Annotated in this window: 23 protein-coding genes; 9 read left to right on the top strand and 14 right to left on the bottom strand. The window is 67.5% G+C overall.

Going from position 1 to position 26,581, the window contains the following annotated elements:
* Positions 1-20 precede the first annotated feature (20 nt).
* Positions 21-641 carry a thymidine kinase gene (locus AC3DEZ_RS00750; protein WP_488386492.1) on the top strand — a complete coding sequence of 207 codons (621 nt, stop codon included), beginning with the start codon at positions 21-23 and terminating at the stop codon, positions 639-641.
* A 249-nt stretch (positions 642-890) separates the two neighbouring features.
* On the opposite strand, the gene AC3DEZ_RS00745 is transcribed toward AC3DEZ_RS00750, so the two are convergent.
* The 4 genes from AC3DEZ_RS00745 to AC3DEZ_RS00730 all read right to left on the bottom strand — a co-directional run bounded on the left by AC3DEZ_RS00745 (position 891) and on the right by AC3DEZ_RS00730 (position 6,070).
* Positions 891-3,692 carry a serine/threonine protein kinase gene (locus AC3DEZ_RS00745; RefSeq protein WP_488386491.1) on the bottom strand — a complete coding sequence of 934 codons (2,802 nt, stop codon included), beginning with the start codon at positions 3,690-3,692 and terminating at the stop codon, positions 891-893.
* A 15-nt stretch (positions 3,693-3,707) separates the two neighbouring features.
* Positions 3,708-4,274: an ECF-type sigma factor gene (locus AC3DEZ_RS00740; RefSeq protein WP_447103917.1), complete on the bottom strand. Its 567-nt coding sequence runs from the start codon at positions 4,272-4,274 to the stop codon at positions 3,708-3,710.
* A gap of 72 nt (positions 4,275-4,346) precedes the next feature.
* On the bottom strand, positions 4,347-5,171 hold the full coding sequence (mutM, locus tag AC3DEZ_RS00735; protein WP_488386490.1) for a bifunctional DNA-formamidopyrimidine glycosylase/DNA-(apurinic or apyrimidinic site) lyase: 825 nt from the start codon (positions 5,169-5,171) through the stop codon (positions 4,347-4,349).
* A gap of 77 nt (positions 5,172-5,248) precedes the next feature.
* Positions 5,249-6,070 (bottom strand): ABC transporter ATP-binding protein, encoded by an 822-nt coding sequence (locus tag AC3DEZ_RS00730; protein WP_488386489.1) that lies wholly within the window; start codon positions 6,068-6,070, stop codon positions 5,249-5,251.
* 66 nt (positions 6,071-6,136) lie between these two features.
* Between AC3DEZ_RS00730 and AC3DEZ_RS00725 the strand changes: the two genes are divergently transcribed.
* From AC3DEZ_RS00725 to AC3DEZ_RS00715, 3 genes are all read left to right on the top strand, one after another.
* Positions 6,137-6,685: a TlpA family protein disulfide reductase gene (locus tag AC3DEZ_RS00725; protein ID WP_488386488.1), complete on the top strand. Its 549-nt coding sequence runs from the start codon at positions 6,137-6,139 to the stop codon at positions 6,683-6,685.
* A 102-nt stretch (positions 6,686-6,787) separates the two neighbouring features.
* On the top strand, positions 6,788-7,987 hold the full coding sequence (locus AC3DEZ_RS00720; protein ID WP_488386487.1) for a DesA family fatty acid desaturase: 1,200 nt from the start codon (positions 6,788-6,790) through the stop codon (positions 7,985-7,987).
* Positions 7,988-8,268: 281 nt separating this feature from the next.
* Entirely contained in the window at positions 8,269-8,601 is a 333-nt protein-coding gene (locus AC3DEZ_RS00715; RefSeq protein ID WP_488386486.1) for an EF-hand domain-containing protein, read from the top strand.
* 33 nt (positions 8,602-8,634) lie between these two features.
* Here the strand turns inward: AC3DEZ_RS00715 and AC3DEZ_RS00710 are convergent, their stop codons facing one another.
* The 6 genes from AC3DEZ_RS00710 to AC3DEZ_RS00685 all read right to left on the bottom strand — a co-directional run bounded on the left by AC3DEZ_RS00710 (position 8,635) and on the right by AC3DEZ_RS00685 (position 14,098).
* Positions 8,635-9,171 carry a protoglobin domain-containing protein gene (locus AC3DEZ_RS00710; RefSeq protein WP_488386485.1) on the bottom strand — a complete coding sequence of 179 codons (537 nt, stop codon included), beginning with the start codon at positions 9,169-9,171 and terminating at the stop codon, positions 8,635-8,637.
* A gap of 14 nt (positions 9,172-9,185) precedes the next feature.
* Positions 9,186-9,554 (bottom strand): roadblock/LC7 domain-containing protein, encoded by a 369-nt coding sequence (locus AC3DEZ_RS00705; RefSeq protein WP_488386484.1) that lies wholly within the window; start codon positions 9,552-9,554, stop codon positions 9,186-9,188.
* Between the two features lie 51 nt (positions 9,555-9,605).
* Positions 9,606-10,109, bottom strand: coding sequence for a GTP-binding protein (locus AC3DEZ_RS00700; protein WP_488386483.1), 504 nt, complete (start codon positions 10,107-10,109; stop codon positions 9,606-9,608).
* Positions 10,106-10,720 carry a DUF4388 domain-containing protein gene (locus AC3DEZ_RS00695; RefSeq protein ID WP_488386482.1) on the bottom strand — a complete coding sequence of 205 codons (615 nt, stop codon included), beginning with the start codon at positions 10,718-10,720 and terminating at the stop codon, positions 10,106-10,108. The genes AC3DEZ_RS00700 and AC3DEZ_RS00695 overlap by 4 nt, the downstream gene beginning before the upstream one ends.
* A gap of 323 nt (positions 10,721-11,043) precedes the next feature.
* Positions 11,044-12,705: an MFS transporter gene (locus AC3DEZ_RS00690; protein WP_488386481.1), complete on the bottom strand. Its 1,662-nt coding sequence runs from the start codon at positions 12,703-12,705 to the stop codon at positions 11,044-11,046.
* A gap of 10 nt (positions 12,706-12,715) precedes the next feature.
* Entirely contained in the window at positions 12,716-14,098 is a 1,383-nt protein-coding gene (locus AC3DEZ_RS00685) for a DcaP family trimeric outer membrane transporter (RefSeq protein WP_488386480.1), read from the bottom strand.
* A gap of 334 nt (positions 14,099-14,432) precedes the next feature.
* Here AC3DEZ_RS00685 and acs point away from each other — a divergent pair, with 334 nt between their 5' ends.
* Positions 14,433-16,376 (top strand): acetate--CoA ligase, encoded by a 1,944-nt coding sequence (acs, locus tag AC3DEZ_RS00680; protein ID WP_488386479.1) that lies wholly within the window; start codon positions 14,433-14,435, stop codon positions 16,374-16,376.
* A gap of 40 nt (positions 16,377-16,416) precedes the next feature.
* Positions 16,417-17,082, top strand: coding sequence for a response regulator transcription factor (locus AC3DEZ_RS00675; protein ID WP_488386478.1), 666 nt, complete (start codon positions 16,417-16,419; stop codon positions 17,080-17,082).
* Positions 17,083-17,088: 6 nt separating this feature from the next.
* Here the strand turns inward: AC3DEZ_RS00675 and AC3DEZ_RS00670 are convergent, their stop codons facing one another.
* From AC3DEZ_RS00670 to AC3DEZ_RS00660, 3 genes are read right to left on the bottom strand one after another with little or no spacing between them, the layout of a single operon-like run.
* Entirely contained in the window at positions 17,089-17,529 is a 441-nt protein-coding gene (locus AC3DEZ_RS00670; protein ID WP_488386477.1) for an EamA family transporter, read from the bottom strand.
* Between the two features lie 46 nt (positions 17,530-17,575).
* Positions 17,576-19,249 carry a phosphoethanolamine transferase gene (locus AC3DEZ_RS00665; RefSeq protein ID WP_488386476.1) on the bottom strand — a complete coding sequence of 558 codons (1,674 nt, stop codon included), beginning with the start codon at positions 19,247-19,249 and terminating at the stop codon, positions 17,576-17,578.
* On the bottom strand, positions 19,246-20,049 hold the full coding sequence (locus AC3DEZ_RS00660) for a phosphatase PAP2 family protein (protein ID WP_488386475.1): 804 nt from the start codon (positions 20,047-20,049) through the stop codon (positions 19,246-19,248). Before AC3DEZ_RS00660 ends, AC3DEZ_RS00665 begins: the two co-directional genes overlap by 4 nt.
* Before the next feature lie 273 nt (positions 20,050-20,322).
* Between AC3DEZ_RS00660 and AC3DEZ_RS00655 the strand changes: the two genes are divergently transcribed.
* From AC3DEZ_RS00655 to AC3DEZ_RS00645, 3 genes are all read left to right on the top strand, one after another.
* Entirely contained in the window at positions 20,323-21,018 is a 696-nt protein-coding gene (locus AC3DEZ_RS00655; protein WP_488386474.1) for a response regulator transcription factor, read from the top strand.
* Complete coding sequence (locus AC3DEZ_RS00650) at positions 21,008-22,276, top strand: sensor histidine kinase (RefSeq protein WP_488386473.1); 1,269 nt, start codon at positions 21,008-21,010, stop codon at positions 22,274-22,276. Before AC3DEZ_RS00655 ends, AC3DEZ_RS00650 begins: the two co-directional genes overlap by 11 nt.
* A 296-nt stretch (positions 22,277-22,572) precedes the next feature.
* Complete coding sequence (locus tag AC3DEZ_RS00645) at positions 22,573-23,022, top strand: type IV pilin protein (RefSeq protein WP_488386472.1); 450 nt, start codon at positions 22,573-22,575, stop codon at positions 23,020-23,022.
* Between the two features lie 27 nt (positions 23,023-23,049).
* Here the strand turns inward: AC3DEZ_RS00645 and AC3DEZ_RS00640 are convergent, their stop codons facing one another.
* A complete protein-coding gene (locus AC3DEZ_RS00640; protein ID WP_488386471.1) occupies positions 23,050-26,499 on the bottom strand; it encodes a hybrid sensor histidine kinase/response regulator in 3,450 nt (1,149 codons plus the stop codon).
* Positions 26,500-26,581 lie beyond the last annotated feature (82 nt).

Below are 26,581 nucleotides of genomic sequence, written 5' to 3'. Positions count from 1 at the left end.
CGCGGCAGTAGAATCCGCGCATGGCCAAGCTCTACTTCTACTACTCGGCGATGAACGCCGGGAAGACCACCACGTTGCTGCAATCCGCCCACAACTATCGGGAGCGGGGCATGCGCGTGCTGATCCTGACACCGCGCCTGGATGATCGCGCCGGCACCGGCGTGGTCGCCTCGCGGATCGGCCTGAAGGCCAGCGGCACCGCCTTCGTTCACGATACGGATCTGGAAAGACTGATCCGCACCGATATCGCGGAACACGGCAAGCTGGACTGCGTGCTGGTCGACGAGGCCCAATTCCTGACCAAGCCGCAGGTGTGGCAGCTCAGCGAGGTCGTGGACGGGTTGCGCATCCCGGTGCTGTGCTACGGCTTGCGTACCGACTTCCGCGGCGAACTGTTCGAAGGCAGCCAGTATCTGCTGGCCTGGGCCGACGAGATTTCCGAGATCAAGACCATCTGCCACACCGGCAAGAAGGCGATCATGACCGTGCGCGTGGATGAGGAAGGCCGCGCGGTGCAGGACGGCCCGCAGGTGGAAATCGGCGGCAACGACCGCTACGTTTCGGTCAGCCGCGCCGAGTTCAAGCGAATCGCCCGCGGCGAAAGCCGTATCGAACCGATGCAGGCGCCCCTGCCGTTGTAGAGCGGGGCTTGCCCGGCTGATTTGTCGCGAAGAATCGAGCAGCAAATCTCTCTCAATCCCCCTTTTGACCCGCCATGCGGCTGTTGTGAAGCGCTGCAAAGGGGAGGCAAAGCCGGTTCCCGGGCGTCGGAGTCTCTTGGTAGCCTCATTGACCCGCCATGCGGTTGTTGAAGAGCGCTTGCTTCTGGCGCCCAGAATGAAGCCACCACTTTGCTCCCTCCCAACAGGAGCGAAGATCCATGCCCGGCATCAAATACAGCGTGCACGAATCCGCGCGATCTCCCGTGGAATGACGCCGCCATCCGGCTGCGTGTTGCGCAGTTCGGCCAGCAGCGCATCCAGATCCTGACGGCCCCGATCACGCTGGCCCTGCTCGCAGCGCAGTTCCGCGGCGTAGCCACGCGCGCTCCAGCGGAGTTTCGGAATCTCGCTGCCTTCGCCCTTGCGCAGGGACAAGGCATCCATCCGGCGCAGGGCTTCGGCGACCTGGCCGGTGCGGCCCAACTGGCGGGCCAGCGACAGTTCGGCGAACAGCGTGCGCGGATGTTCGGTGCCGTAGCCGATGCGGGTCAGTTTCTCGGCGCGATCGAAATACTCGCTGGCCGCGGCCAGATCCCCCCGCGACGCCAGCACCTCGCCGATCATGCGATCGGTTTCGCCGACCAGCGCATGGCTGGCGCCGAACAGTTCCGCACGCAGTCCACGCGCTTCCTGCAGCGCGGCCAGCGCCTCCTCCTCGCGACCGGCGCTGTGCAGCACCATGCCGTAGTTGTAGAGGCCGCCAGGCAACTGCTGTCGGCTATCCGGGCTGCGCCAGACTTCGATCGCGCGTTCGATGTCGGCGACCGCGGTATCGGTATCACCCAGTTCCCAGGCGATGATGCCCAGCGAATTCCAGCTAGAGCCGGTCTCGCGATGGGCCGGACCCAGCGTGCTGAGGGTCAGCGCGTGCAATTGGCGCATCTGCGCGTTGGCTTCGGTGAAATGACCCAGATCCACCTGCACCGCGCCCATCTGCCGGCGCACCGCGAGGGTGGCGGGATGGCGATCACCGTGGATGTCCCGGGCCAGCGCGAGCGCGCGCTGGTAGTGCATGAGCGCGGTCTGCGAATCGCCGCGGATGCGGTAGAGGCTGGCCAGGCTGCGTTCGATGTCCACGGCCAGCGGGTAGCGTTGGCCGTCGTACTGGCGAAGATGCACGAGTGCGGCATTGAAGCCGCGGATCGCGCCATCGGCGTTGCCCATGTCGCTTTCCAGTCCGGCCAGGTCGTACAGGCTCTCGGCCACGCCGGTCTGATCGCGCAGGCCGCGCCGCAGCAGCTGCGAGCGCAGGAAGAACTGGCGCGCGGTCTGGCGATCGGCGACCGCGCGGCGACAGCGCCCGTCCTGCGACAGGAAATCGGCGGCCTGCTGTGGCAACGGAATCTGCAGGCGGGCGATGTCGGGTTCGAGACGGATCATCGCGTCGATGCAATCGCGTGGACGTCCCAGCAGCGCCAGCACGCGGCCACGCTGGGTCGCGCTTTCCAGCAGCAGCGCCGGCGCGTCGCTGCCGGCGAGCAGGCGCTGTTGCCGGTCCAGCAGCGCCAGTGCCTCGCGGTAGTCGCCCAGGCCGACGCGCAGGCGCGCGATCACGCCCAGCAGCTCGGCATGCGCCAGCGGTTGCCGCGCCAGTTCGCGCTCGCCACGCCGCTCGCCGGCGACCAGCAGCTCGCGGGCGTCGAAGGTGTTGCCGCGCTGCGCGGTGCCGGCGTTGTCGAACAGGCCGATGACGAAGTTCTGCATCGCCTGCGCGCGCGCCGCTTCGCGGACCGCCTGCTGGCTCTGCCACAGGCTGGCGCCGAGCGCGGCGATCAGGATCAGCGTGGTCACGCTGCCGGCGGCCAGCGCCCAGCGGTGCCGGGAAATGTACTTGCGGGCGCGGTAGCCCAGGCTCTGCGGACGGGCATGCACCGGCCGCCCGTCCATGTGCCGGCGCAGATCCAGCGCCAGCGCCTCGACCGAGGGATAGCGTTGTTCCGGTGATTTGGCCAGCGCCTTCAGCGCGATGTTGTCCAGATCGCCGGTCAGCCGCCGGCCGTGCCGGCGCGCGTTGGGGCAATCGGTACGGCCGCCGCCGGTGGTGCGCTGCGCGGCCACCGAAGGCTTGAGCGGTTCCACCGCCAGGATCGCCTCCTCCCATTCGGCGTCGCTCTGCCGGCGCAGCCGGTAGGGTTTGGTTCCGGCCAGCAGCTCGTACAGCACCACGCCCAGCGAGTAGACGTCGGTCATGGTGGTGACCGGTTCGCCGCGGATCTGTTCGGGTGCGGCGTAGTGCAGGGTGAACGCGCGGACCTCGGTGCGCGCGTTCACCGGCGCCGGCTCGCTCTCGTCCAGCAGTTTGGCGATGCCGAAGTCGAGCAGGCGCACGTTGCGGTCGGGCGAGACCAGGATGTTGGAAGGCTTGAGATCGCGGTGGACGATCAGGTTGGCGTGCGCGTGGCTGACCGCCTCGCAGACCTGCAGGAACAGGCGCAGGCAATCGTCGATGGACAGGTTGTTGACCTGGCAGTACTCGGTCAGCGGAATGCCTTCGACATACTCCAGCGCCAGATAGGGCTGGCTGCCCTGGCTCACGCCGGCGTCGAGCAGGCGCGCGATGTTGGGATGCTCCAGCCGCGCCAGGATTTCGCGCTCGCGGGTGAAGCGCAGGCGCAGATTGGGATCGGCCAGGCCGGGGCGCAGCAGTTTCAGGGCGACCCGGCGCTGGTACAGGCCGTCGGCGCGGGAGGCCAGCCAGACCATGCCCATGCCGCCTTCGCCCAGCACGTCCTCCAGCCGGTAGGGGCCGATGAGCATGCCGGGCTGGAGTCCACTCTGCGGCTTCTCCAGCAGCGGGGCTTCCATGAAGCCCTCGCTGTCATCCTCCAGCGCGAGCAGCTTCTCCAGCTCGGCGGCCAGCTCCGGATCCTCGGCGCGCAGCCCGTCCATCCGGTGCGCGCGCGCGTCCGGCGCCAGTTCCAGCAGGACATCCAGCAGGGGGGAGAGCTGTTTCCAGCGTTCGACGTCCACGATGGACCGCCGTGATCAGGGTTCCTGCATCGTCGACAGCAGGAACATCCGCGCCTTTTGCCAGTCGCGGCGGATGCTGCGTTCGGAGCGCTGCAGGAGCTCGGCGATTTCCAGTTCCGACAGACCGGCGAAGTAACGCAGTTCCACCACCTTGGCCAGGCGTTCATCCGCCTGCGCCAGCTGGTCCAGCGCGGCGTTCAGGGCCAGCAGATCCTCGTCGAGCCTGAGGTTGCCTTCGACTTCCTCGGGAATGTCCGCGACCCGCTTGAGGTCGCCGCCGCGCTTGCGCGCCAGGCGGCTGCGGGCATAGTCCACCACCACGCTGCGCATCGAGGAGGCGGCGTAGGCGAAAAAGTGCGCGCGGTCCTCGAACTTGGCCGTGCCGGTGGAACCGATCAGCTTGAGATAGGACTCGTGGACCAGGGCGGTCGCGTCCAGGGTATAGCCATGCTGGCCGGACAGCTGGCGCCGGGCCATGGTGTGCAGTTCCTGGTAGAGCGTGGCCAGCACCCGATCCAGCGCGGCGCGATCGCCGTTGCGGGCCGAATCCAGCCAGATGGTGATGTCTGAAGCGTCCGCCATGTGCTTTCCCCACAAGTCAGGCGGCGAATATAGCCCCAAACGTGAGTAAAGGCATTCGGGAGAAGGTCTCTGTCACTTCTGGCAGTGGCCGCACCACACCGTGGTGCGCTGGCCGATGCTGGCCTCCTTCATCGGCCGCCGGCAGCGCGGGCAGGGTTCGCCGCCGCGCCCATAGGCCGACAGCTCCTGCTCGAAGTAGCCGGGCGCGCCGTCCGGGCTGATGAAGTCGCGCAGGGTGGTGCCACCGCGGGTGATGGCGTAACCGAGGATCCGCTTGACCGCGTCGGACAGGGCCACATAGCGCTCGCGCGAGATCTTGCCGGCGGCGCGCAGTGGTGAAATGCCGGCCACGAACAGGCTTTCGGCGGCGTAGATGTTGCCCACCCCCACCACCACGCCCTGGTCCATCAGAAAGGTCTTCACCGGCGCCTTGCGCCCGCGGCTCAGCTCGAACAGATAGTCGCCGTCGAAATCCTCCGACAACGGTTCCGGTCCCAGCGCCTGCAAGAGGGGATGGACTTCCCCGGCCGGCTGCCACAGCAGGCAGCCGAAGCGGCGCGGATCGTTGAAGCGCAACACCCGCTGCTGCCCGCGCGGTCCCTCCACCGCGATGTCGACATGGTCGTGCGCGCGTACCGGCGTATCCACCGGCAGCACCCGCAGGCTGCCCGACATGCCCAGGTGCAGCAGCGCGCTGCCGCCCTCCACATCCATCAACAGGTACTTGGCCCGCCGGCGCACCTCGGCGATGCGCTGACCGGGCAGATCACGGGCGATCTCCGGCGGAATCGGCCAGCGCAGATCCGGCCGGCGCAGGGTCACCGCCTGGATGCGCCGGCCTTCCAGATGCGGCGCCAGGCCACGGCGGGTGGTTTCGACTTCGGGCAGTTCGGGCATGGTGGATCCGGGACGGCCGGAGATAAGGGTGCGATGACGATCAGATGGGGATGCGAAGCGTGGCGGCAAGGCCCGCCTCAATCCAGCCCCAGCACGAACCGCCCACCCTCGCGTCGCACCCGCAACGGACCGCCATAGGCGGCGGAGAGGTTTTCCGAGGTGAGGATGTCGTCGGGCGCGCCGTCGGCCATCACGTCGCCGGCGCGCAGCAGGATCACGCGCTGGAATTCGGGAACGATCTCTTCGAGGTGATGGGTGACCAGCACCAGGGTGATGCCCTGGCGCGCGAGATCGCGCAGCAGTTCGAGGAAGTGGCGCTGGGCGATCAGGTCCAGGCCGGCGGTGGGTTCGTCCAGCAGCAGTGCTTCGGGTCGGTGCACGAGGGCGCGGGCGATGAGCACGCGGCGCATTTCGCCGGTGGACAGTTCGGCGACTTCACGTTCGGCCAGCGTGGTGGCTTCGACTGCCGCCAGGGCGCGGCGGGCCTGCGCGCGCATCTGCGCGTCCACCTCGCAGTGCGGCGGGATGACAAAACTGGAGAAGAAGCCGGTGATGACCGCATCCTCCACCCGCAGCTGCGGCATCTCCTGCAGGTTGCGGGTGAGGTCGCTGGTGACCACGCCCAGGCGCGTGCGCAGCTCGGCCACGTTCCAGCGGCGCAAGCCGAACACCGTGACCGGCGCCTGGCCTTCGCGGGCGAGTGGGTAGAGCTCGCGGTTGATCAACTTGATGAAGGTCGATTTGCCGCAGCCGTTGGGGCCGAGGATGACGGTGTGCTGGCCGAGCGGGATGCTCAGGGTCAGGTCGCTCAGTACACGGACCGAGCCGCGGATGACGGTGGCGCGATCGAGTTCGAACAGGGGCGCCGGCGCGGCGGCGGCATCGGGAGCGAGGGACATCGGCGGGTTGTCTGGGGGGGACGGAAGCGGGATAGACTCGGCCCCAGTCCAGGGAGGGAACCGACCATGCGCCGCATCCGCCTCGCCGTCCTGCTGCTCTGTCTTTCGGTGGCCTTCCCCGCGTTCGCGCAGTCGCCCGCAATCGGCGATCCGGCACCGACCGTGCTCGGCAAGGGACGTGACGGAAAGATAGTCGATCTGGCCGGGCACCGGGGCAAGGTGGTGATCGTGACCTTCTGGGCATCCTGGTGCGGCTACTGCCTGAAGGAACTGCCGGTGCTGGACGCGCTGCAGAAGAAGGTCGACCCCCGGTGGCTGCAGGTCATCGCGGTGAATGTCGAGGATCCGCCGGCCACCTACCGGCAGATGATGCGGCAGATGCGCGACTTCAGTCTCCTGCAGGCCCGCGACCCCAACGGTGACATCGCGCGCACCTACAGTGTGAAGGCCTACCCGAATCTCTGGGTCATCGACACCCACGGCCGTATCGCGAGCCATCACGTCGGCTACGGCGAGGACTCGCTCCAGGCGATCGTGGACGAGATCAAGCGCGTGCTGACCGAGGAAATGCATCGCCAGGAAGCGGCCGCGACGGCGGCGAAATCCGCCAGCTGAACAACATTCGGCGGCGTTGGGTGAAATCGTCACGCGCAGGCCGCATGATGCGCTGACGGCCCCGGACCCCACCGGCGCCGGTGCCTCCCGGAGCGCCCTTCCATGTCCGACTCGCTGCTGCAGTTCCTGACCGGAGGCCTGGCCGGCCTGGTCTGGTGGGAACTGTTGATCGTGCTGCTGGTGTTCACCCAGCTGACCATCTTCTCGGTGACCTTGTACCTGCATCGCAGCCAGGCGCACCGGGGCGTGGATTTCCATCCGGTGTTGAATCACTTCTTCCGGTTCTGGACCTGGCTGACCACTTCGATGATCACGAAGGAGTGGGTGGCCATCCATCGCAAGCATCACGCGAAGGTGGAAACCGAGGAGGATCCGCACAGTCCGCAGACCAAGGGCATCGGCAACGTGTTCTGGCGCGGCGTGGAGCTGTACCGCGAGGCGCGCGGGCAGCGCGCGGATATCGAGCAGTACGGCAAGGGCGCGCCGGATGACTGGATCGAGCGTCGCCTCTATACGCGGTATGCCACCGGAGGCCCGGTCCTCCTGCTGTTCGTCAATGCCGCGTTGTTCGGCCTGCCGGGCGTCGCCCTGTGGGCGATCCAGATGGCGTGGATTCCGTTCTGGGCTGCAGGCGTCATCAACGGCCTGGGTCATTGGTGGGGCTATCGCAATTTCGAATCCTCGGATACGTCGACCAACCTGACGCCGTGGGGTGTGTGGGTGGGTGGCGAGGAACTGCACAACAACCACCATGCGTTCCCGAGCTCGGCGCGCTTCTCGATGCGGCGCTGGGAAGTGGACATCGGCTGGATCGTGATCAAGGGGCTGGAAAAGATCCGGCTGGCCAAGGTGCTGCGGGTCGCGCCGTCGCTGGACATCCGCCCGAACATCGCCGTGCCGGATGCGGACACGCTGAAGGCGCTGCTGTCGCATCGTTTCCAGGCGATGACCGACTACCAGCGCAACGTGCTGAAGCCGGCGCTGAAGGAAGAGGCCGCGCAGGCCGGCGCCAAACTGCGTGCGCTGTTGCCGCGCAAGCTGCGGCGCGGACTGGTCGACGACGGCCGCTGGCTCAAGCCGGATGCACGCGAGCAGTTGCGCACCTGGGTGTCGCAGCGGCCGCGCATCCGCGCGCTGGTTGAACACCGCGCGCGCCTGTCGGCGCTGCTCGAGGCCCGCAGCCACGATGCGGCCGAACGACTGAAGGCGTTGCAGGCGTGGTGCCATGAGGCCGAGGCTAGTGGTATCCGGGCATTGCAGGACTATTCCGCGCGCCTGAAGGGGTATGCGTTGGCGCATTGAGGCTTGCGGCAGGGAGCCAATCCCCCCCGGTCCCCCTTTTTCGCTTTCAACAGCCGCATGGCTGGTCAAGGGGAAAGCAAGGTTGGCTCCGGTGTTTTCTGGACGTCGATTGGCCGGTCAAGGGCGTGGCTAGTTCTGTTGCCCTCTTGATCAGCCATGCGGCTGTTGAAAAGCGCTTGAAAAAGGGGGCAGGCGCCGGAGGCGGCGGGGGATTTGCGCGGGGGGCATGGACAAGCGTGTACCGCTCGGCATCCGGACAAGCCCGGCTCTACAATGCCGCCATGACACGTCCGCTACCCGCATGGGTGTTGCTGACCCTGCCGCTGCTCGCGGCGGCGCAGGTCAACGGTACGAGTGACTATCTGCAACGCATGGATACCGACCGCGATGGCCGGGTCAGCCAGACCGAATTCCTGGACTGGATGAGCTACGCCTTCGATGCACGGGATCGCAATCGCGATGGTGTGCTGTCCGCCGACGAGTTGCCGGGAGGAAAGGGGGCCGCCATCACCCGCGCAACCCATCGCGAGCGATTGGCGGCCACCTTCCGTAAACAGGACCGCAGCGGAGACGGCTATCTGGACGCACGGGAGTTGTCGGCGCCTCCGCAATAGGCCGCATCCCGGGACCGGAATGCGGCCGACGACTCAGCCGCCGGAGAGCAGGCGGCGGGCGAGCCGCTCGCTGCCGGTCAGTTCCGCCAGATGGTGCAGTTGATTGTTCTCGTAGGCCTGGTTGAAGGTTGCCACGTCCAGTGCCAGTACCTTGCGGAACGCCTTGACCGCCGCCTCGCCGGTGGCCGACGCCAATCGCTCACCGTGGTTGGCGATGACGTCCATCATCGCCAGCGGATAGCGGATGGGCAGGCCGATGCGGACATGGACGTTGCCGATGGCCAGGCGCTTGAGCGCGTAGGCGTCATCGTAGTTGCCGCAGAACAGTTCGGTGAACCAGTTGGCCAGGGTGGTGGCGAGCCGTTCCTTGTCGTCGATGAATTCCCGGGTGGGTTCGTGCGCCAGCAGGCGCTCGTAGAACTCGGCCACCAGCTGGGGAGCGGCTTCCTGCGCGGCCGGCTGGAGGTTCTTCAGCAGGGCGCATTCCTCGGCGGTGAGATCCAGGATCCCGCGCAGCTCGCGCATGATTTCCGCGTCCTTAACGTTCCAGCTCTTGCGATCTTCGTACATGCGTTTGCCTCCGGTCAGAGAATGCTGGTGAGTCGGGCGATGACGTCGGCGGCTTCCAGTTCGATCAGGCCGATCGCCATGTCCGGTGGCACCACCAGCGCCATGCAGGCCTTGCCGCCAATCATGTAGATGAAGACGCGGCCTTCGGCGGCCAGCAGCTTGATGCCACGCAGCGCGCCGGTGGACAGCGTATCGGTGATGCGGCGGCCCACGCCCAGCGCGGTGGCGGCCATCGCGGCGACGCGGGCCGAGTCGATGCTCGGGTCGGTCACCGACTGACAGACGGGCATGCCGTCCAGGGTGCACAGGAAGCTTCCCTTGATACCCGGCAGGGCGCGGGTCAGGTCGTCGAGTTGGGTCTGCAATTGTTCTTGTTTGCTCATGGCGAATCCTTGTTGTGTGTGCGGCGGGAAAAAAAGGAGCGCGCCGAGCGCTCAGAGGCGTTGCAGCAGGTGATGGATCGCGCCGCGGGCGCTGGCGGCGTCGCGCGGATTGACCGCGAGCACCTGTTGTTCGGGCAGGCCGAAGTAGGCGGCCACGTCGGGAACACCCCAGCCGTTGGTGGAGAGGTCGGTCCGGGTGAGTCCGATGACGAATTCGACCGGATTCCGACTGACGACGTATTCCAGAATCCGGCGTGCCTGCGGAAACTCGTTCGGGGCGTCGCACGGCACCAGCATGATCAGACCCAGCGCACCCTCGCTGAGGATGTCCCACATGTAATCGAAGCGGGTCTGGCCGGGGGTTCCGAACACGTGCAGCACGTGGTCGCCCAGATCAATCTGGCCGAAGTCCAAGGCGACCGTGGTATGGGTCTTGCCGATCTGCTCGGTGCTGACTTCCTCGGTACTGACGACCTCGGTCTGCGAAATCGAACGGATGAATGTAGTCTTGCCGGCACCGACGGGGCCGGACACAACGAGCTTGAGTGGGGTCATCGGGAAAAGAAGCTGGCGATGCGCTGGCCCAGGGAGCGGCGCTGCTGGCGTTGGTCGGTGTCGAGCCTGTCGACGTGGGCCTGCATCGGCCAGACTTTCTTGACCTCGCGCAGGCGTTGCAGGTTGTGGCGGGCCTGGTCCACCGGGATGCCCAGCGTCTCGGCCAGACGTTCGGCGCTGGCGCCGGTCGCCAGCAGGGATTCGGCGGCGCCGAGGAATTCATCGAGGTCCGCGGGCAGCGAAACCTGGCGTGCCTTGATCAGCAGGAACACCGTCTTCGGATGAGGCAGGTCGCGCTCATCAAGACCATCTTCCGCGCGGGTTCCGAGGATTTCGGTCAGGCGCAGGAATGAATGGTGGGGCGAGTCGACGTCGCCCGCCTCGAACCGGAATACGCCGCGTGCCTGTCCGAACATGCGCAGCAGTAGCTGCGCCTCGGTCCGCGAGCCCACGGGGCGTTCCACCGACATCCGGGTGACATTGGATTCCGCGACGTGCAGGCGCAGGACCTGTCCATCCTGTTGATCGACGGTCAGCACGCCGCGCTTGTCGCCGATCACGGTCAGGATGTCGCGCAGCGAAAAGTCACTCAGGCTTCCATAGATGGCCACAGGGAAGTTCTCGGTTACCGCAGGAAAGCGACGCGCGCGGCGCAGGTGAGCCGCGCGCATCCAAAGGGAAAAAGGGAAGGTGTCCCTAGAGTTTCTTCCGGATGCCTGACCGGCTTCCGGAAGTGGAAAAGGAGGATAGGCCGACGAGGCGCGGCCGGAGTATCGGAGGATTCCTAAAAGACAAGGAACGCGAAGTGATGGGGCATGCGCGGCCACGGGCGAAAGGCTTGCGATTCCGGCCGACGTCCGCAAAAAGAAACGCCGGCCCAGGGGCCGGCGTCGGGTTGGCCGGAATGCGTCCGGCCGGCGCGGAGGGAGCGCGCTTACTGGGTGATGTCCACGTCCTTGGTTTCGCGCAGGAACAGGGTGCCGACGATGAGTGTCAGCACCGCCACGCCGATCGGATACCACAGGCCGTAGTACATGTTGCCGGTGCCGGCGACCAGGGCGAACGAGATGGCCGGCAGGAAGCCGCCGAACCAGCCGTTGCCGATGTGGTACGGCAGCGACATCGAGGTGTAGCGGATGCGGGTCGGGAACAGTTCCACCAGGTAGGCCGCGATCGGGCCGTAGACCATGGTCACGTAGATCACCAGCACCCACAGCAGGAACAGCGTCATCGGGATGTTGATGCGCGCCGGGTCCGCTTTCTCGGGGTAGCCCGCGGACGTCAAAGCACCCTTCAGGGCAGTGGTCAGGTCGGTGCCCCTGGCCTTGGCGTCGTCCTTGGACAGGCCGGCCGCCTCGTAGGACTCGACGCGGTTGCCGCCGACTTCGACGTGGGCCAGCGAGCCGGGAGCGGCCGCCTGCACGGTGTAGGGCACGCCCGCCTTGGTCAGCGCGGCGGTGGCGACGTCGCAGGAGCTGGTGAACTTGCGCACGCCGGCCGGATCGAACTGGAAGCTGCAGGTGGCCGGATCCGCCACCACCACCGCCGGCGATGTGGCACGCGCCTCCTCGATGCCCGGGTTGGCGAAGTGGGTCAGGCCCTTGAAGATCGGGAAATAGGTGATCGCGGCCAGCAGGCAGCCGGCCAGGATGATCTTCTTGCGGCCGATGCGATCGGACAGCCAGCCGAAGAAGACGAAGAACGGCGTGGCCAGGGCCAGCGCGCCGGCGATCAGCAGGTTGGCGGTGGTGCCGTCCACCTTCAGGGCCTGGGTCAGGAAGAACAGCGAGTAGAACTGGCCGCCGTACCACACCACCGCCTGGCCGGCGGTCGCGCCCAGCAGCACCAGCAGCATCAGCTTGAAGTTGCCGCCCTTCAGGCTGTCGCGGAACGGTTGCTTGGAGCCCTTGCCTTCGGACTTCATCTGCTGGAACAGCGGCGACTCGCTCAACTGCATGCGGATCCACACCGACACGCCCAGCAACACGATCGAGACCAGGAACGGAATGCGCCAGCCCCAGGCCTCGAAGGCCTCGGTGCCCAGCGAGAGCCGGCAACCCAGGATCACCAGCAGCGACAGGAACAGGCCCAGCGTGGCGGTGGTCTGGATGAAGCTGGTGTACAGGCCGCGCTTGCCGTTGGGCGCGTGCTCGGCCACGTAGGTCGCCGCCCCGCCGTACTCGCCGCCCAGGGCCAGGCCCTGCAACAGGCGCAGGCCGATCAGGATGACCGGTGCGGCCACGCCGATACTGGCGTAGTTGGGCAGGACGCCGACGATGAAGGTCGACAGGCCCATGATGACGATGGTGATCAGGAAGGTGTGCTTGCGGCCGATCCGGTCACCCAGGCTGCCGAAGAACGCCGCGCCGAACGGACGCACCGCGAAGCCGGCGGCGAACGCCAGCAGCGCGAAGATGAAGCCGGTGGTTTCGTTGACGCCGCTGAAGAACTGCTTGGCGATGATCGCCGCCAGCGAACCGTACAGATAGAAGTCGTACCACTCGAAGACGGTACCCAGGCTGGATGCGAAGATGACCTTCTTGTGGCCGCCGGTGAGTTCACCGGACGGCGTGTGCTTGAGCGTGGTTGCGTTCATTCCTCTCCCCTCAGAACGAGAATTTGACGTGGGTGTGCAGGCGCTTCAGGTCGCCCTCGCGGTCATCTTCGAGTGAACGCTGGCCGAAGATGAGTTCCGCGCCGATGTCCAGCTTCGGGAACGGCGAGTAGATGACGTTGGCGTGCATCGACTGGGTGCGCTCGGTGACGCCCCTGCCGGTGAGCGACACGTCGTTGTCGAAGTGCGAGGCCGAGTACATCAGATTGGTGCGGACCTTCGGGCTGAACACGTGGCGCCAGGCGACGAAGCCGCCGTAGCCGTCCAGCGCGCTGATGTCGCCATCGGCCTCGGTGACCACGTCGCTGCCGACGCCGAAGGCCAGGTAGCGGCCGATGCCCTGGCCGGCGTTGACGGCATAGCGGATGTCGTCGTTCTTGCCCAGGTTGAACTTGCCCGAGACGCTGAGCGCGGCGCCGGTGTCGGTCTCGTCGGCCACCTTGAACTGGCGCAGCAGCGCGGCCACGGTGAAGTGGCCCCAGTCGCCCTTGGTCAGCCAGCGGGCGGTGAAGTCGGGCGCGGCGTTGTCCCCGCTGTTGAAGCGCGCGCCGGTCAGGTAGGGCGTGACCGTGGTCTGCGGATTCTCGATCGAGAACGACCACGGACCCTTGGTATAGCGCAACTGGGCCTGGCGCACGAAGATGGTGCCGTCGGTGGGGCCGACGAAATCGACCGCGTCCGGCAGCGCGCCGGCGTCCATGAAGTTGGACCAGGTCTGGCCGGCCAGCCAGTTGTTCCAGGTCACGTAGGCGTGGCGCAGGGTGACCGCGTAGGTGTTGGTGGCCGTCTCGTTGCCGGCCAGCGCGTTGCTGCCGCCGCCGAAGAAGTCGGCCTCGATGAAACCCTTGAACTTGTCGCCGTTGTCGGTGACGTGATCGGCGCTGAGCCAGAAGCGCGAGAACTGGGCGTGGAAATCGGCGTAGGGGTCGCCGCCGTCGGCATTCGCGCCCGCCACCGGGATCGTGCTGGGCACGTAGAACAGGCGGCCGGAGGAACCGTCGGCGATGCGGCCGTCGCTGGTGTCGGTCACCATCGCGTCCATCTTGATGAAGCCGCCGTAGGAGAACGTGGTTCCCGGATTGGCGGCGGTCATGATGGTGGTGCCCTGGATCGGCTGCTTGCCGGCGGGCAGCGCGGGTTTGGCCGCCTGCGCCGCCTGGACCTGGGTGACCTGTTCCTGGGTGCTGCTGATCTGGGTCTGCTGTTGCTGCTGCGCCGACAGCAGCAGTTGCACCTGCCGCTCCAGTTCGGCCACGCGGGCCTCCAGCGCCTTTTCCTTCGCCGTCTGCGCGAAGGCCAGGCCCGGCGCGATGCAGGCGACGAACAGCGCGGTGGCCAGTGGCCGCCTGGCCATCGTTGCGAAACGTGTGGTCATAACCCCTCCCGGTTTGGACGCATGCCGTGGTCGGCACGTGCCGGGCAGACTTGCGCCGTTGGCTCCGCCGCGCCTATTCGCCATTGGTCGAATGGAGGTGGAAGGCCGCGCAAACCCCTTCAAAAAAGCCTCCGCGCGCGAACAAGCCGGGTGGTATGCGGCTGGAATTACGACCAAGGTCTAACAGGGTTGCTGCGATGCCGCATGGCCGGATGCGGCAAACTCGGTGCGTCGCCCGTCCCGCGGAGCGTTGCCGGCGCTCGCGGTGTGACGGGCATTCTTGTCAGAATCGCATCCTCAGACTTTTCGTTCCGCTGTCCCCGGGAGGGCCCCCATGAGCGACATCTACCCCGTCAAGCCAGAGTTCGCCGCCAAGGCGCGCATCGACCGCGCCGCCTACCAGCGCGACTACCAGGCCTCCATCGATGATCCGGATGCGTTCTGGGGCCGGATCGCCGGGCGCCTGGACTGGTTCAGGAAGCCGACCCGGATCAAGGACGTCAGCTATCAGCTGGACGACTTCCATATCCGCTGGTTCGAGGACGGCGAGCTCAATGCGAGCGTCAACTGCCTGGATCGCCAGCTCGCCACGCGCGGCGACAAGACCGCGCTGCTGTTCGAACCGGACAGCCCGGACCAGCCGGCCTACCGGGTGACCTACCGGGAACTGTACGAGCGCACCTGCAAGCTGGCCAACGCATTGCGCAGCCTGGGCGTCAGGAAGGGCGATCGCGTCACCATCTACCTGCCGATGATTCCGGACGCGGCGGTGGCGATGCTGGCCTGCGCGCGCATCGGCGCGATCCACTCGGTGGTGTTCGGCGGCTTCGCGGCCAATTCGATCGCCGACCGCGTGGCCGACTGCGGCAGCAAGCTGATCATCACCGCAGACGAGGGCTTGCGCGGCGGCAAGAAAGTGCCGCTGAAGGCGAACGTGGACGCCGCGCTCAAGCTGCCGGGGACCAACACGGTCGAAACCGTGCTGGTGGTGCGCCACACCGGCGGCGCGGTGGACATGCAGATGCCGCGCGACCGCTGGTTCGATGCGGTGGTCGATGATCAACCGGCGGAGTGCGAGCCGGAGCGGATGAACGCCGAGGATCCGCTGTTCATCCTGTACACCTCCGGTTCCACCGGCAAGCCCAAGGGCGTGCTGCACACCACCGGCGGTTACCTGCTGTACGCGGCCTACACCCATGAAGCGGTGTTCGACCTGCGCGAGGACGATATCTACTGGTGCACCGCCGACGTGGGTTGGGTGACCGGCCACAGCTACATCGTCTACGGTCCGCTGGCCAACGGTGCGACCTCGGTGATGTTCGAGGGGGTGCCGAACTATCCGAGCGTGTCGCGCTTCTGGGAAGTCATCGACAAGCACCAGGTGACCATTTTCTACACCGCGCCCACCGCCATCCGCGCACTGATGCGCGAAGGCGAGGCGCCGGTGAAGAAGACCGCTCGCACCTCGCTGCGCCTGCTCGGCAGCGTCGGCGAACCGATCAACCCCGAGGCCTGGCGCTGGTATTACGACGTGGTCGGCGATGGCCGCTGCCCGATCGTGGACACCTGGTGGCAGACCGAGACCGGCGGGATCATGATCAGCCCGCTGGCCGGTGCGATCGATCAGAAGCCGGGTTCGGCCACGCTGCCGTTCTTCGGCGTGCGCCCGGCGCTGGTGGACGCCAACGGTGAAATCCTCGACGGCGCGACCGAGGGCAACCTGGTGCTGCTGGATTCCTGGCCCGGCCAGATGCGCACGGTGTACGGCGATCACCAGCGCTTCATCGACACCTATTTCCGCACCTATCCGGGCACCTATTTCACCGGCGACGGCTGCCGCCGCGATGCCGACGGCTATTACTGGATCACCGGCCGCGTCGACGACGTGATCAACGTCAGCGGCCACCGCATCGGCACTGCCGAAGTGGAAAGCGCGCTGGTGCTGCATCCGAAGGTGGCCGAGGCGGCGGTGGTCGGCTTCCCCCACGACATCAAGGGCCAGGGCATCTACGCCTACGTCACCCTGAAGGCCGGCGAGGTCCCCAGTGACGAACTGCAGAAGGAACTGGTGTTGTGGGTGCGCAAGGAAATCGGCCCGATCGCGGCGCCGGATCATCTGCAGTGGGCGCCGGGCCTGCCGAAGACCCGTTCGGGCAAGATCATGCGCCGCATCCTGCGCAAGATCGCGGAGAACGCACCGGACCAACTGGGCGACACTTCGACCCTGGCCGATCCGGGCGTGGTCGATTCGCTGGTCGCGGAGCGGAAGGTGAAGTGACCATGGCGGGGGGGAATTTCCTCCTCCCCGGGAGAACCGCATGACCACCCTCCTGATCGCCGACGACCATCCGCTGTTCCGCGAGGCCCTGCGCGCGGCGGTGCAGCGGGTGTTGCCGGGCGTGCGCCTGCACGAGGCCGACAACGTGGACGCGCTGTACGCGCTGGTGGATGCGCATCCGGATGCGGATCTGCTGCTGATGGATCTCAACATGCCGGGCGCGCAGGGGTTCAGCGCGCTGGTGCATGTACGGGCGCTGCATCCGCAATTGCCGGTGGTGATCGTGTCCGCGCGCGAAGAGCCGACGGTGATGCGCCGCGCGCTGGATCACGGTGCATTGGGCTTCATCCCCAAGTCCGCCGATTCCGACACCATCGGCGAGGCCATCGATACGGTGCTGGAAGGCGAACGCTGGGCGCCGGTCGAAGCGATGAACGCACCGGCCATCGGCCGCGACGAGCACGAGATCGCCCAGCGCCTGCGCGATCTGACGCCGCAGCAGTTCCGTGTGCTGCAGATGCTCGGGGTCGGGCAGCTCAACAAGCAGATCGCCTACGACCTGGGCGTGTCCGAAGCCACCATCAAGGCGCACGTCACCGCGATCCTGCGCAAGCTCGGCGTCACCAACCGCACCCAGGCGGTGCTGATGGCCGGGCGTCTGGCGGTGGACCCGGACGGCGTGGTGCCGCCGCCGGAAGAAGACTGAGCACGCTCAGCGTTTCAGGCCCAGCACCAGCACGCCGCCGGCGACCAGCAGCATGCCCAGCCCGTCGCGCAGGCTCGGCCGCTCGCCGAGAAACAGCCACGCGAACACCAGCACCAGTAGCAGGCTGGCCTTGTCGACGGGGGCGACCTGCGAAGCGTCGCCCAGTTGCAGCGCGCGGAAGTAGCACAGCCAGGACGCGCCGGCGGCGAGTCCGGACAGCACCAGGAACGTCCAGGTGCGGGCGGGAATCGCCGCGGGATCGCTCCATTTGCCGGTGGCGGCGATGAACACCGACAGCGCCGCCATCACCACCGCCGTGCGGATCCAGGTCGCCATGTCCGAATCGATCCGCTGGACGCCGACCTTGGCGAAGATCGCGGTGAGCGCGGCGAAAGCCGCCGACGCCAGCGCCCATCCGAACCAGCCCGGTGTCTGATCAGGGCTCATCGTGATCCTCCTCCGTCGGAGCGATACGGGTGCGCGACGCCCGGGATCAGTTTTTCACGGGACGGCGACAACCCGCGAAGAGGTCGCGGTCCGGGTCATACAGGGTCGTGCGTACGTCCAGCAGGCCCAGCACCGACGGGAACAGGTTGTCCTGGCTGGCCGGCTCGGCGGCTTCGCGGCGCAGGCAGGCGACATCGAGCCGGCTGGTGGCCGCGAAACCGGGTGACAGCCACATCACCATCGGCACATGGGTCTGTTCCTCCGGGGCGATCGCATAGGGCACGCCGTGCAGATACAGCCCCTTCTCACCCAGCGATTCGCCGTGATCGGACAGGTAGATCATGGCGGTGTCGTAGTCGGTGTTGCGGCCCAGCTGGCCGACCAGTTTCGCCAGGACATGATCGGTATAGCCCAGGGCGTTGTCGTAGGCGTTGACGATGGCCTGGCGATCGCATGCGCCCAGATCCGTCGATTCGCACACCGGCGAGTAGCGGCGGAAACCGGCGGGATAGCGCTCGAAGTAACTGGGCCCGTGGTTGCCCAGCTGATGCAGCACCACCACGCGGTCGCCAGCACCGGCGGGCACGGCGTCGTCCAGGCCACGCAACAGGATTTCGTCCAGACAACGCTTGCCGTTGCACAGCCCGGGATCGTCGGCGTCGTCCAGTTGCTGTATCGCCAGCCCTTCGCAGACACCTTTGCAGCCGGACTGGTTGTCGCGCCACAGGGTGCGGATGCCGGCGTATTCCAGTACGTGCAGCAACGACTGGTGATCGCGGATCTTCTTCTGATCGTAGTCGTGGCGACCGTAGGGGGAGAACATGCACGGCAACGACACTTCCGTGCTGCTCCCGCAGGCGGTCACGTCCGGGAAATTGATCACGTCCAGCCGCGACAGTTCCGGCGTGGTCTGGCGCGCGTAGCCGTTCAGACCCCAGTTCTGCGCGCGGGCGGTCTCGCCCACCACCAGCACCAGCAGGCGTGGCTTGCGGCCCGCGATCCGTGGCAGTTGCCGGGCGTCCTGGCCGATCGGAGTCCTGGCCGGCCGGCTTCCCGGCGGCGAGGCGGTCACCACGCGCGCCAGCGAGACCAGATAGTTGGCCGGGGTCACCAGATAACGCACCTCGCGGCGGTTGCGGATCAGCGAGGACAGATCCTGGAACGACAGCATCGCCGCGCCGGCGAAGGCCAGCAGCAACACCGCCAGGAAACCGGTGCGTATCGCCAATGCCCGCCGCCAGGGACGTTCGCGCAGACGCACGCGCCACAGCAGCGCGATGGGCAGGCCGGCGAACAGGATCGGCATCAGCAGACGCCAGCTCAGCAGTTCGCTGGATTCCTTGCGGTCGGTATGCAGGATGTTGCGCAGCATGTCCGAGTCCAGGTACACGCCGTAGCTGCCCATGTAGTAAGTGGCGACGGCGGTCACCAGGATCAGCACCGCCAGCACCGGGCGGGCGTAGCGGCGATGGATCAGCATGCCCAGCAGGAGCGCGTGCACCGCGGTGATGATCACGAACAGCGCCGCGGCCAGCTTCCATTGCACCGCCGGCGCGACGATCACGTTGCGCCAGAACTCGCCGTTGCTGAACATCGAGAAGTACAGGCTCACCACCAGCAGCAGGGTCTCGCTGGCGATGACCGGCCGTTGCCTGAGCCAAAGGGGCGCGGCCGAACGGGCGTTGCGGCGCAGGCCGGCTTCCAGGGGACTGGCGCTCATGGCTCGCCCCGCGACAGGAGCCCGGGCCCGGACAGCGCCGGCCGGAATCGCGCGACCACCGTCCGTCCGGGAACCAGCAGGCAGGCGTACAGCAGCAGCGAGACCGCCCAGCAGATCGCCAGCGTCCACAGGTCATGCGAGAGGAAGTGCGCGCCGCGCAGTTGCTGGGCGAACCCGAACAGCAGGCCGACCGCCACGCCGACGCCCAGTCCTGCCCAGCGCAGGCGCGGCAGGGTCGCCAGGAAGAAGAAGTACAGCGCCACCCAGGCATAGCCGGCGCTGGCATGGCCGGCAGGGAAGCAGGACGCGCGCGGCAGCAGGGCCGGCCGGGCGGTGAAGAGATCGATGAACGGCCGGCTGCCGCCGTAGCGGACCAGATCCCACGGACAGTCCATGTCGGTCCACAGCTTCAGCGTGCCGACCGCGGCGGTCGACAGCGCGGTAGCCAGCAGCAGGAAGAAAAGTGGACGCCGCCATGCCTTGAGGCGCGGGAAGGAACCGCTGGCGATCAGCAGCAGCGCCACGCAGTACCAGCCGAGCGTGCTCAGCCGCTTGCCCATCACGTGAATCAGGTGCTGGGTGACGAAGCCCTGCTGCAGCGACCAGCGATGGCCTTCCCACGCATACAGGTGATCCGCCAGCCACAGATCGCCCCGCAGCGGGATCAGGATCAGGGTGGCCAGCACGAACGCCGCCAGCGGCCAGCCGGCGTGGCGGGCCAGGAAGTCCCGGTCGAAGGCGAGCGGAGGGCGGGCGGCGTGAAGCGGCGGCGGCGGTATCTGTGATGTGGCGAAGGACATCGGATGCGGTCATTCCGGCCCCTGTGCCGGTATGCCGCGCATGCTGGTGCCGCCGCTGTCGGAGAGCCGTCGGAACCAGGTTCGCTGCGGGTTAACCCGGCTTCCGGCGGGCGGGATCCTTCAGCCGCCGTTGTCTTTCCGGGCGGCCTTGCCCCGGGATCCGCCCGCGCGTGGGAGAATCACTCCCGTTCCGACCGGATTCCGACACCGGAAGGTCCAGCGTGGCGACCCGCCGGGGTGCCGGCACCGCACAACCACGAAAACGGAAACCCGATGCGGCTGCTCGTGATCGAAGACAACCGGAGCCTGGTGGCGAACCTGTTCGATTACTTCGAAGCACGCGGCCACGCCCTGGATGCCGCGCCGGACGGCGTGACCGGATTGCACCTGGCCACCACCCAGGCCTATGACGCGCTCGTCCTCGACTGGATGCTGCCGCGGATGGACGGCCGCGAGGTGCTCCGCCGCCTGCGCGAGACCCATGGCAGCGACTTGCCGGTGATCATGCTGACGGCCCGCGACGAACTGCCCGACAAGATCGCCGGTTTCCGCGCCGGCGCCGACGATTACCTGACCAAGCCGTTCGAACTGCCGGAACTGGAAGTGCGCCTGGAGGCGGTGCTGGCGCGTGGCAGTGGACGCGGGCGCAGCCGTCTGTTGCAGGTGGCGGATCTGAAACTGGATCTTTCCACCCTGGAGGTCAGCCGGGCCGGCCAGCCGCTGCACCTGTATCCGGCCTGCCGCAAGCTGCTGGAGGTGCTGATGCAGGCCAGTCCCGGCGCGGTGACCCGGGACCGGCTGGAGTACGCGCTGTGGGGCGACAGTCCACCGGACGGCGACATGCTGCGCTCGCATGTCTACGAACTGCGCCGCAGCGTCGACGGCCCGTTTCGGATCAAATTGATCCAGACCCTGCCGCGGGTGGGCTATCGCCTGGCCGAACCGGAGGAGCAGCGCGATGGCGGCTAGGAACGGCCTGCGCCGACGCATCCTCACCTGGCTGCTGGTGTATGTCTCGCTGCTGTCGGTGGCGATCTTCATCGGCGGCCTGATCGTCAACGAAGAAGCCGAGCGCATGGTCTGGGAGTCGCTGCTGCGCGCCGAACTCCATCACTATCAGGATCGGCTGGAAGCGGATCCCGGCTATCGCTGGACCGACACCGAGGACATGACCCTGTACCGCTGGGACGACGCGCCGCCGCCGCCCAAGGTGTTGCGCGTGCTGCCGCCCGGCCTGCACGACGATCTGTGGGTGGAAGGCAAGCTGCGGGTGGTGATGATCCAGGATCTGCCCGGCGGCCGCGTCGCGCTGGCGCTGGACATCACCGAATTCGAGGGGCTGGAGGAGACCATCAGCAGCGGCATCGTGGTCGGCATGTTCGCCGCGGTGATCCTGCTGGGCCTGCTGCTGGCCTGGGGACTGGGGCGCGCGATCCGCCCGCTGAGCGTGATGGCCGGCGACATCGCCCGCCTGCAACCCGAGCGCGGGCGTCAGCGCATCGAGGTGGAATCCCGGGCCAGCGACGAACTGCGGGTGATCGCCGACGCGTTCAACGACTATCTCAACCGCAGCGAGCGTTTCGTCGAACGCGAGCGCGCCTTCATCAACAGCGCCAGCCACGAGCTGCGCACGCCGATCGCGGTGATCGGTGGCGCCGCGCGGCTGGCGCACGATCAGGACGGCATGCCCGCGGTCGCCCGCGAGCAGATGCAGCGCATCCTGCGCAGCGTCCGCCAGATCGAGCAGCTGATCTCGCTGCTGCTGATCCTGGCCAAGGATCCCGAGCGGCTGGCGGCGGTCAGCGATACGGTGGCGCTGGACGAACTGCTGCCGGAAATCGTGGAGGACCACCGCTATCTCACCCACGGCAAGGATCTGGTGCTGCGGCTGAGTCCGTTGGCGCCGGTCCGGGTGACCGCGCCGGTGGCAATCGTCCAGGCCGCGATCGGCAACCTGCTGCGCAATGCGATCGAGAACAGCGATCGGGGCGCGATCGACATCCGCCTCGACGCCGATGCCACCGTGACCATCGCCGATCCCGGACACGGCATGAGCCCGGAGGAAATCAGCCGCATCTACGCGCAGCTGGCGCGCGGCGAAGGGCGCGACGGCGGCGGCATCGGCCTGGATCTGATCGCACGGCTGTGCGAGCACCTGGGCTGGCATCTGGACATCGATTCGGCGCCGGAGCGTGGCACCGTGGCCCGGCTGCGTTTCCGCAGATAGTCCATGGTTTCAGCGGCGTGGCGGCGTCCCGTACCGCCGGATCCTCCTCGGGCATGCGCGAAGGCGATGCGGCCGAGGAACCTTGAAACCGCCCTTGCCTTGAAGGAAAACCGGCGCGCGCCACGCGCGCGTGCGACTGTCACGCGCATGACTCTGAAGGCGGATGTCTTCATCCGTCGCGCATGACTGGTTAGCATCGCCGCGACAGGCGCCCCATCCCCGCCGATGGATCGCATCGACAGGCGCGTGATCGGCGGGCCGTCTCCACTCCCATCGCACTTCCTGGAGGAACGCCCATGCGATCCGCACACACCCGTGACCTTCGCTTCCGCCGGAACGCCGATGCGGGATTCAGCCTGATCGAACTGATGGTTGTGGTGGGGGTCCTCGCCATCCTGTCGGGCATCGCGTACGCCAGCTATCAGAAACACGTCATCAATACCCGCCGCGCCGCCGCCGCCGCCTGCGTGCAGGAGCGTGCGCAGCGACTGGAACGCTTCCATACACTGCATCTGTCCTATCTGAATCCTTCGGGAAAATCGACGGCGCTGCCCCAGTGCGACGCCGCGGTCGCACAGCACTACCAGTTGAGTTCCGAGATCAAGGCGCAGACGTTCAGCTTGAAAGCGGTGCCGCAGGGCGCGCAGGCCGGCGCCGACACGCGTTGCGGCACGCTGGTGATCAATCAGCTGGGCGCCCGCGGGGTGGAGGGAACCGCCAAGGACACGCCGGAGGAATGCTGGTGATCGCCCGGGCGACCGCGCGCGTGCGAATCAGGCTTCCAGCCGCTGGCGTGCGTCATGGTGCGCGGCCAGGAAGGCGCGCAGTGACGCCGGCTTGACCGGCTTGGTCAGCAGCCGGTAACCGCGTTCGCGCGCGCGCTGCTTCAGTTCATCGCGGCCATCGGCGGTCAGCAGCGCGCCGGCGACCGGTCCCGGGCTGGCGGCACGCAGGGCATCCAGCGTGTCCAGGCCATCCAGCCGATCATGCAGGTGATAGTCGACCAGGATCACCGTCGGTCCCGCGCTGATCCGCGCCAGGGCTTCGTCGACCGTGGTGGCGGTGATCACGTCCACCTGCCAGCGGCCCAGCAGGGCGCGCATGCCATCGAGGATTTCCCGATCGTTGTCCACGCACAGCACCCGCAAGCCGGCCAGCGAATCGGCCGCGAGCGCGCGCCGTGGCGCGGAAGGATTGGCATGCGCGCGGGTCGCGCGCGGGACCACGATGGAGAACATGCTGCCGCGATCGACCCGGCTGCGCGCATCCAGGTGGTGGCCGAGCAGGCGCGAAATGCGCTGGCAGATCGACAGGCCCAGGCCGAGTCCGCGCTCGCCCCAGTCAAACGGCTGCTGGTAGCGGTGGAACTCGTCGTAGATCTGGCGCATGTGGTTTTCCGGGATGCCCGGCCCGGTGTCCCAGACCTGCAGTGACACCTTGCCGTCGAGCAGGCGCATGCCCAGCACGATCCGGCCCTGGCGGGTGTAGCGCAGCGCGTTGGCCAGGAAATTCTGCAGCACCCGCCGCAGCAGGCGGCGATCGGTGCGTACCGGCAGGGCGCGCGCGTGCACGCGCAGATCCAGCCCGCGCCCGGCGGCCACCGGCGCGTACTGCGCGGCCAGTTCGCGCAGCAGTTCGCCGGCGTCGAAATCGCCGATTTCCACCCGCAGGCTGCCGGCATCCAGCCGCGAGACGTCGAGCAGGCCGTCGAGCAGTTCCTCGGCGGCGCGCAGCGAGGCATCCACGCGTTCGGCCAGGTGCCGCTGCTCGCCATCCTGCTCGCCGTCGCGCAGGGCGGAGGCGAACAGGCGCGCCGCGTTCAGCGGTTGCAGCACGTCATGGCTGATGGCGGCGAGGAAGCGGGTCTTGGATTGTTGGGCGGCCTCGGCGGCGCGGCTGCGCTCGGTGACGCGCTGTTCCAGGGTCTCGTTGGCTTCGCGCAGCGCCTGTTCGGCGCGCTTGAAGTCGGTGATGTCGTTGTAGCTGGTGACATAACCGCCGCCCGGCAGGGCCTGGCCGCGCATCTCGATCACCTGGCCGTCGCTGCGCACGCGCTCGAACACGTGCGGCGAACCGGCGCGCATGTAGGCGATGCGCTTGCCGATCTGCGCATCGACGTCGCCTTCGCCCAGTTCGCCACGCTCGGCGTTGTAGCGGATCAGATCGGCGACCGGGCGGCCGACGTACAGCATGCCGTCCGGATAACCGAACATCTGCTGGTAGCGCCGGTTCCAGGCGACCAGGCGCATCTCGGGATCGACCACGCTGACGCCGGCGGCGATGTTCTCCAGCGTGGTGGACAGGATCTCGCGGTTGAAGCGCAGCTCCTGCCCGGCTTCGTCCAGCACCGCGACCACCTCGCCCAGTTCCATGCCCGAGCCACGCAGCACGCTGGTCAGGACGATGCGCGCCGATGCCGCGCCGATGGCCGCGGCCAGCAGGCGTTCGGTGAACTGCACCCAGGCGCGATCGGCCGATACGTTCGGCTGCATCTCGCGGCCCAGCGCCTGTGCCTGTTCCAGGAAGGCGCGGCGCGCATGGCGCTCGCCGACCACGCGCTCGGCCAGGGTCTGCAGATCACCGACCCGCACGCTGCCGGGCCATTCACCGGCGACCAGCGCGGGACGCTGCGCGTACGGATCCAGGAACGGCGCCGCGCGCAGCCGGTCGTCCACGCCGGGACGCCAGCGCGCCGAAATCACCATCATCGCGCCGGTGTTGACCAGCAACGACCAGAACGTGCCGTGGGTGAGCGGATCCCAGCCACTGAGGCCGAACAACTGGTGCGGACGCAGCCAGGCGATGCCGAAGGGACCGGTCGCGATCCATGACGCATCGAAGCCTCCGGCCTGGGTCATGGTCGGCAGCAGCAGGGTGTAGATCCAGGTGCCGAAGCCCAGCAGCATGCCCACTTCCACGCCGCGCCTGCTGGCGCCGCGCCAGTACAGGCCGCCGATCAGGCCCGGCGCGAACTGCGCGACCGCCGCGAAGGCCATCAGGCCGTAGGACGCCAGCGTGCTGTCGTTGCTGCTGCTGCGGTAATAGGTATAGGCGGCGAGCGCCAGCAGCAGGATCGCGAAGCGGCGGATCCACAGCACCCGCGAGGCGACGTCGGCTTCGGCGTGATGATCCGCCCAACCGCGCCGCAGCAGCACCGGCATCACCAGATCGTTGCTGACCATGGTCGCCAACGCGATGCTGGCGACGATCACCATGCCGGTCGCGGCGGAGAAACCGCCGACGTAGGCGATCAGCGCCAGCGCCTTGCTGCCGTCGGCCAGCGGCAGGGCGAGAATGAAGCTGTCGTCGGCCACGCCGCTGCCGATGCCGAAGGACGTCACGCCGGCGGCCGCGATCGGCACCACCATCACCGAGATCAGGACCAGGTAGGTGCCGAACAGCCAGCGCGCCCGGCGGATGTCGCCGACGTCGCTGCATTCGACCACCGCGACATGGAACTGGCGCGGCAGACAGACGATGGCGAGGAACCCGAGCAGGGTCTGGGTGACGAATCCCACCGGCGGCGAGTTCTCGAACAGCGCGCGCGCGGACTCGGTGACCGGGATGGAGCGGCCCTGCAGCCACAGATAGGCGAACAGGCCGACCGCGATCATCGCCACCAGCTTGACCATCGATTCCAGCGCGATCGCCAGCATCATGCCGTGATGATGTTCGGTGGCGTCGACCTGGCGGGTGCCGAACAGCGCCGCGAACAGCGCCATCAGCAGGGCCACGTACAGCGCCGGATCCGAGAAGAACCCGTGCGCGCCGCCGGCCTGTCCGGTCAGCACGCCCAGACTCATCGCCACCGCCTTGTATTGCAGCGCCAGGTAGGGAACGACGCCGATCAGCGCGATCACCGTGACCAGCGCGGCCAGCCGGCGCGATCGCCCGTAGCGCGAGGAAATGAAATCGGCGATGGAGACGGTGTTCTCGCTGCGCGCGATCAGCGCCAGCCGCTCGATGATGCGCCAGCCGAACAGCAGCAACAGCAAGGGACCCAGATAGATCGGCAGGTAGCCGATGCCGTTGCGCACCGCGCTGCCGACCGCGCCGTAGAACGTCCAGGACGAGCAGTAGACCGCCAGTGCCAGGCTGTAGACCACCGGACGCAGCCAGGGGCGGTCGGGATACATCGGCCGGCGATCACCCCACCACGCCACCCCGAACAGCAGCGCGGCGTAGCTGATGGACACCAGCAGCAGAATCCAGCTCGAAACCAACGCCGCCCTCCGGGCACCCGACACCGCGAGCAGCGTAGCAGCGGATCCGGCCGCGCTCTATATCGATGCGGGCGACGCCGGC

The sequence above is a fragment of the Pseudoxanthomonas sp. 134C1 genome, assembly GCF_057773065.1.
Note: the sequence above shows the minus strand (reverse complement) of the source record. Positions and strands in the feature narration are given on the sequence as shown.

What these genes read in the sequence shown, in the direction of transcription:
- AC3DEZ_RS00750 (WP_488386492.1), top strand. Translation starts at nt 21, where the DNA reads ATGGCCAAGCTCTACTTCTACTACTCGGCGATGAACGCCGGGAAGACC.
- AC3DEZ_RS00740 (WP_447103917.1), bottom strand. Translation starts at nt 4,274, where the DNA reads ATGGCGGACGCTTCAGACATCACCATCTGGCTGGATTCGGCCCGCAAC.
- mutM (WP_488386490.1), bottom strand. Translation starts at nt 5,171, where the DNA reads ATGCCCGAACTGCCCGAAGTCGAAACCACCCGCCGTGGCCTGGCGCCG.
- AC3DEZ_RS00730 (WP_488386489.1), bottom strand. Translation starts at nt 6,070, where the DNA reads ATGTCCCTCGCTCCCGATGCCGCCGCCGCGCCGGCGCCCCTGTTCGAA.
- AC3DEZ_RS00725 (WP_488386488.1), top strand. Translation starts at nt 6,137, where the DNA reads ATGCGCCGCATCCGCCTCGCCGTCCTGCTGCTCTGTCTTTCGGTGGCC.
- AC3DEZ_RS00720 (WP_488386487.1), top strand. Translation starts at nt 6,788, where the DNA reads ATGTCCGACTCGCTGCTGCAGTTCCTGACCGGAGGCCTGGCCGGCCTG.
- AC3DEZ_RS00715 (WP_488386486.1), top strand. Translation starts at nt 8,269, where the DNA reads ATGACACGTCCGCTACCCGCATGGGTGTTGCTGACCCTGCCGCTGCTC.
- AC3DEZ_RS00710 (WP_488386485.1), bottom strand. Translation starts at nt 9,171, where the DNA reads ATGTACGAAGATCGCAAGAGCTGGAACGTTAAGGACGCGGAAATCATG.
- AC3DEZ_RS00705 (WP_488386484.1), bottom strand. Translation starts at nt 9,554, where the DNA reads ATGAGCAAACAAGAACAATTGCAGACCCAACTCGACGACCTGACCCGC.
- AC3DEZ_RS00700 (WP_488386483.1), bottom strand. Translation starts at nt 10,109, where the DNA reads ATGACCCCACTCAAGCTCGTTGTGTCCGGCCCCGTCGGTGCCGGCAAG.
- AC3DEZ_RS00690 (WP_488386481.1), bottom strand. Translation starts at nt 12,705, where the DNA reads ATGAACGCAACCACGCTCAAGCACACGCCGTCCGGTGAACTCACCGGC.
- AC3DEZ_RS00685 (WP_488386480.1), bottom strand. Translation starts at nt 14,098, where the DNA reads ATGACCACACGTTTCGCAACGATGGCCAGGCGGCCACTGGCCACCGCG.
- acs (WP_488386479.1), top strand. Translation starts at nt 14,433, where the DNA reads ATGAGCGACATCTACCCCGTCAAGCCAGAGTTCGCCGCCAAGGCGCGC.
- AC3DEZ_RS00675 (WP_488386478.1), top strand. Translation starts at nt 16,417, where the DNA reads ATGACCACCCTCCTGATCGCCGACGACCATCCGCTGTTCCGCGAGGCC.
- AC3DEZ_RS00670 (WP_488386477.1), bottom strand. Translation starts at nt 17,529, where the DNA reads ATGAGCCCTGATCAGACACCGGGCTGGTTCGGATGGGCGCTGGCGTCG.
- AC3DEZ_RS00665 (WP_488386476.1), bottom strand. Translation starts at nt 19,249, where the DNA reads ATGAGCGCCAGTCCCCTGGAAGCCGGCCTGCGCCGCAACGCCCGTTCG.
- AC3DEZ_RS00660 (WP_488386475.1), bottom strand. Translation starts at nt 20,049, where the DNA reads ATGTCCTTCGCCACATCACAGATACCGCCGCCGCCGCTTCACGCCGCC.
- AC3DEZ_RS00655 (WP_488386474.1), top strand. Translation starts at nt 20,323, where the DNA reads ATGCGGCTGCTCGTGATCGAAGACAACCGGAGCCTGGTGGCGAACCTG.
- AC3DEZ_RS00650 (WP_488386473.1), top strand. Translation starts at nt 21,008, where the DNA reads ATGGCGGCTAGGAACGGCCTGCGCCGACGCATCCTCACCTGGCTGCTG.
- AC3DEZ_RS00645 (WP_488386472.1), top strand. Translation starts at nt 22,573, where the DNA reads ATGCGATCCGCACACACCCGTGACCTTCGCTTCCGCCGGAACGCCGAT.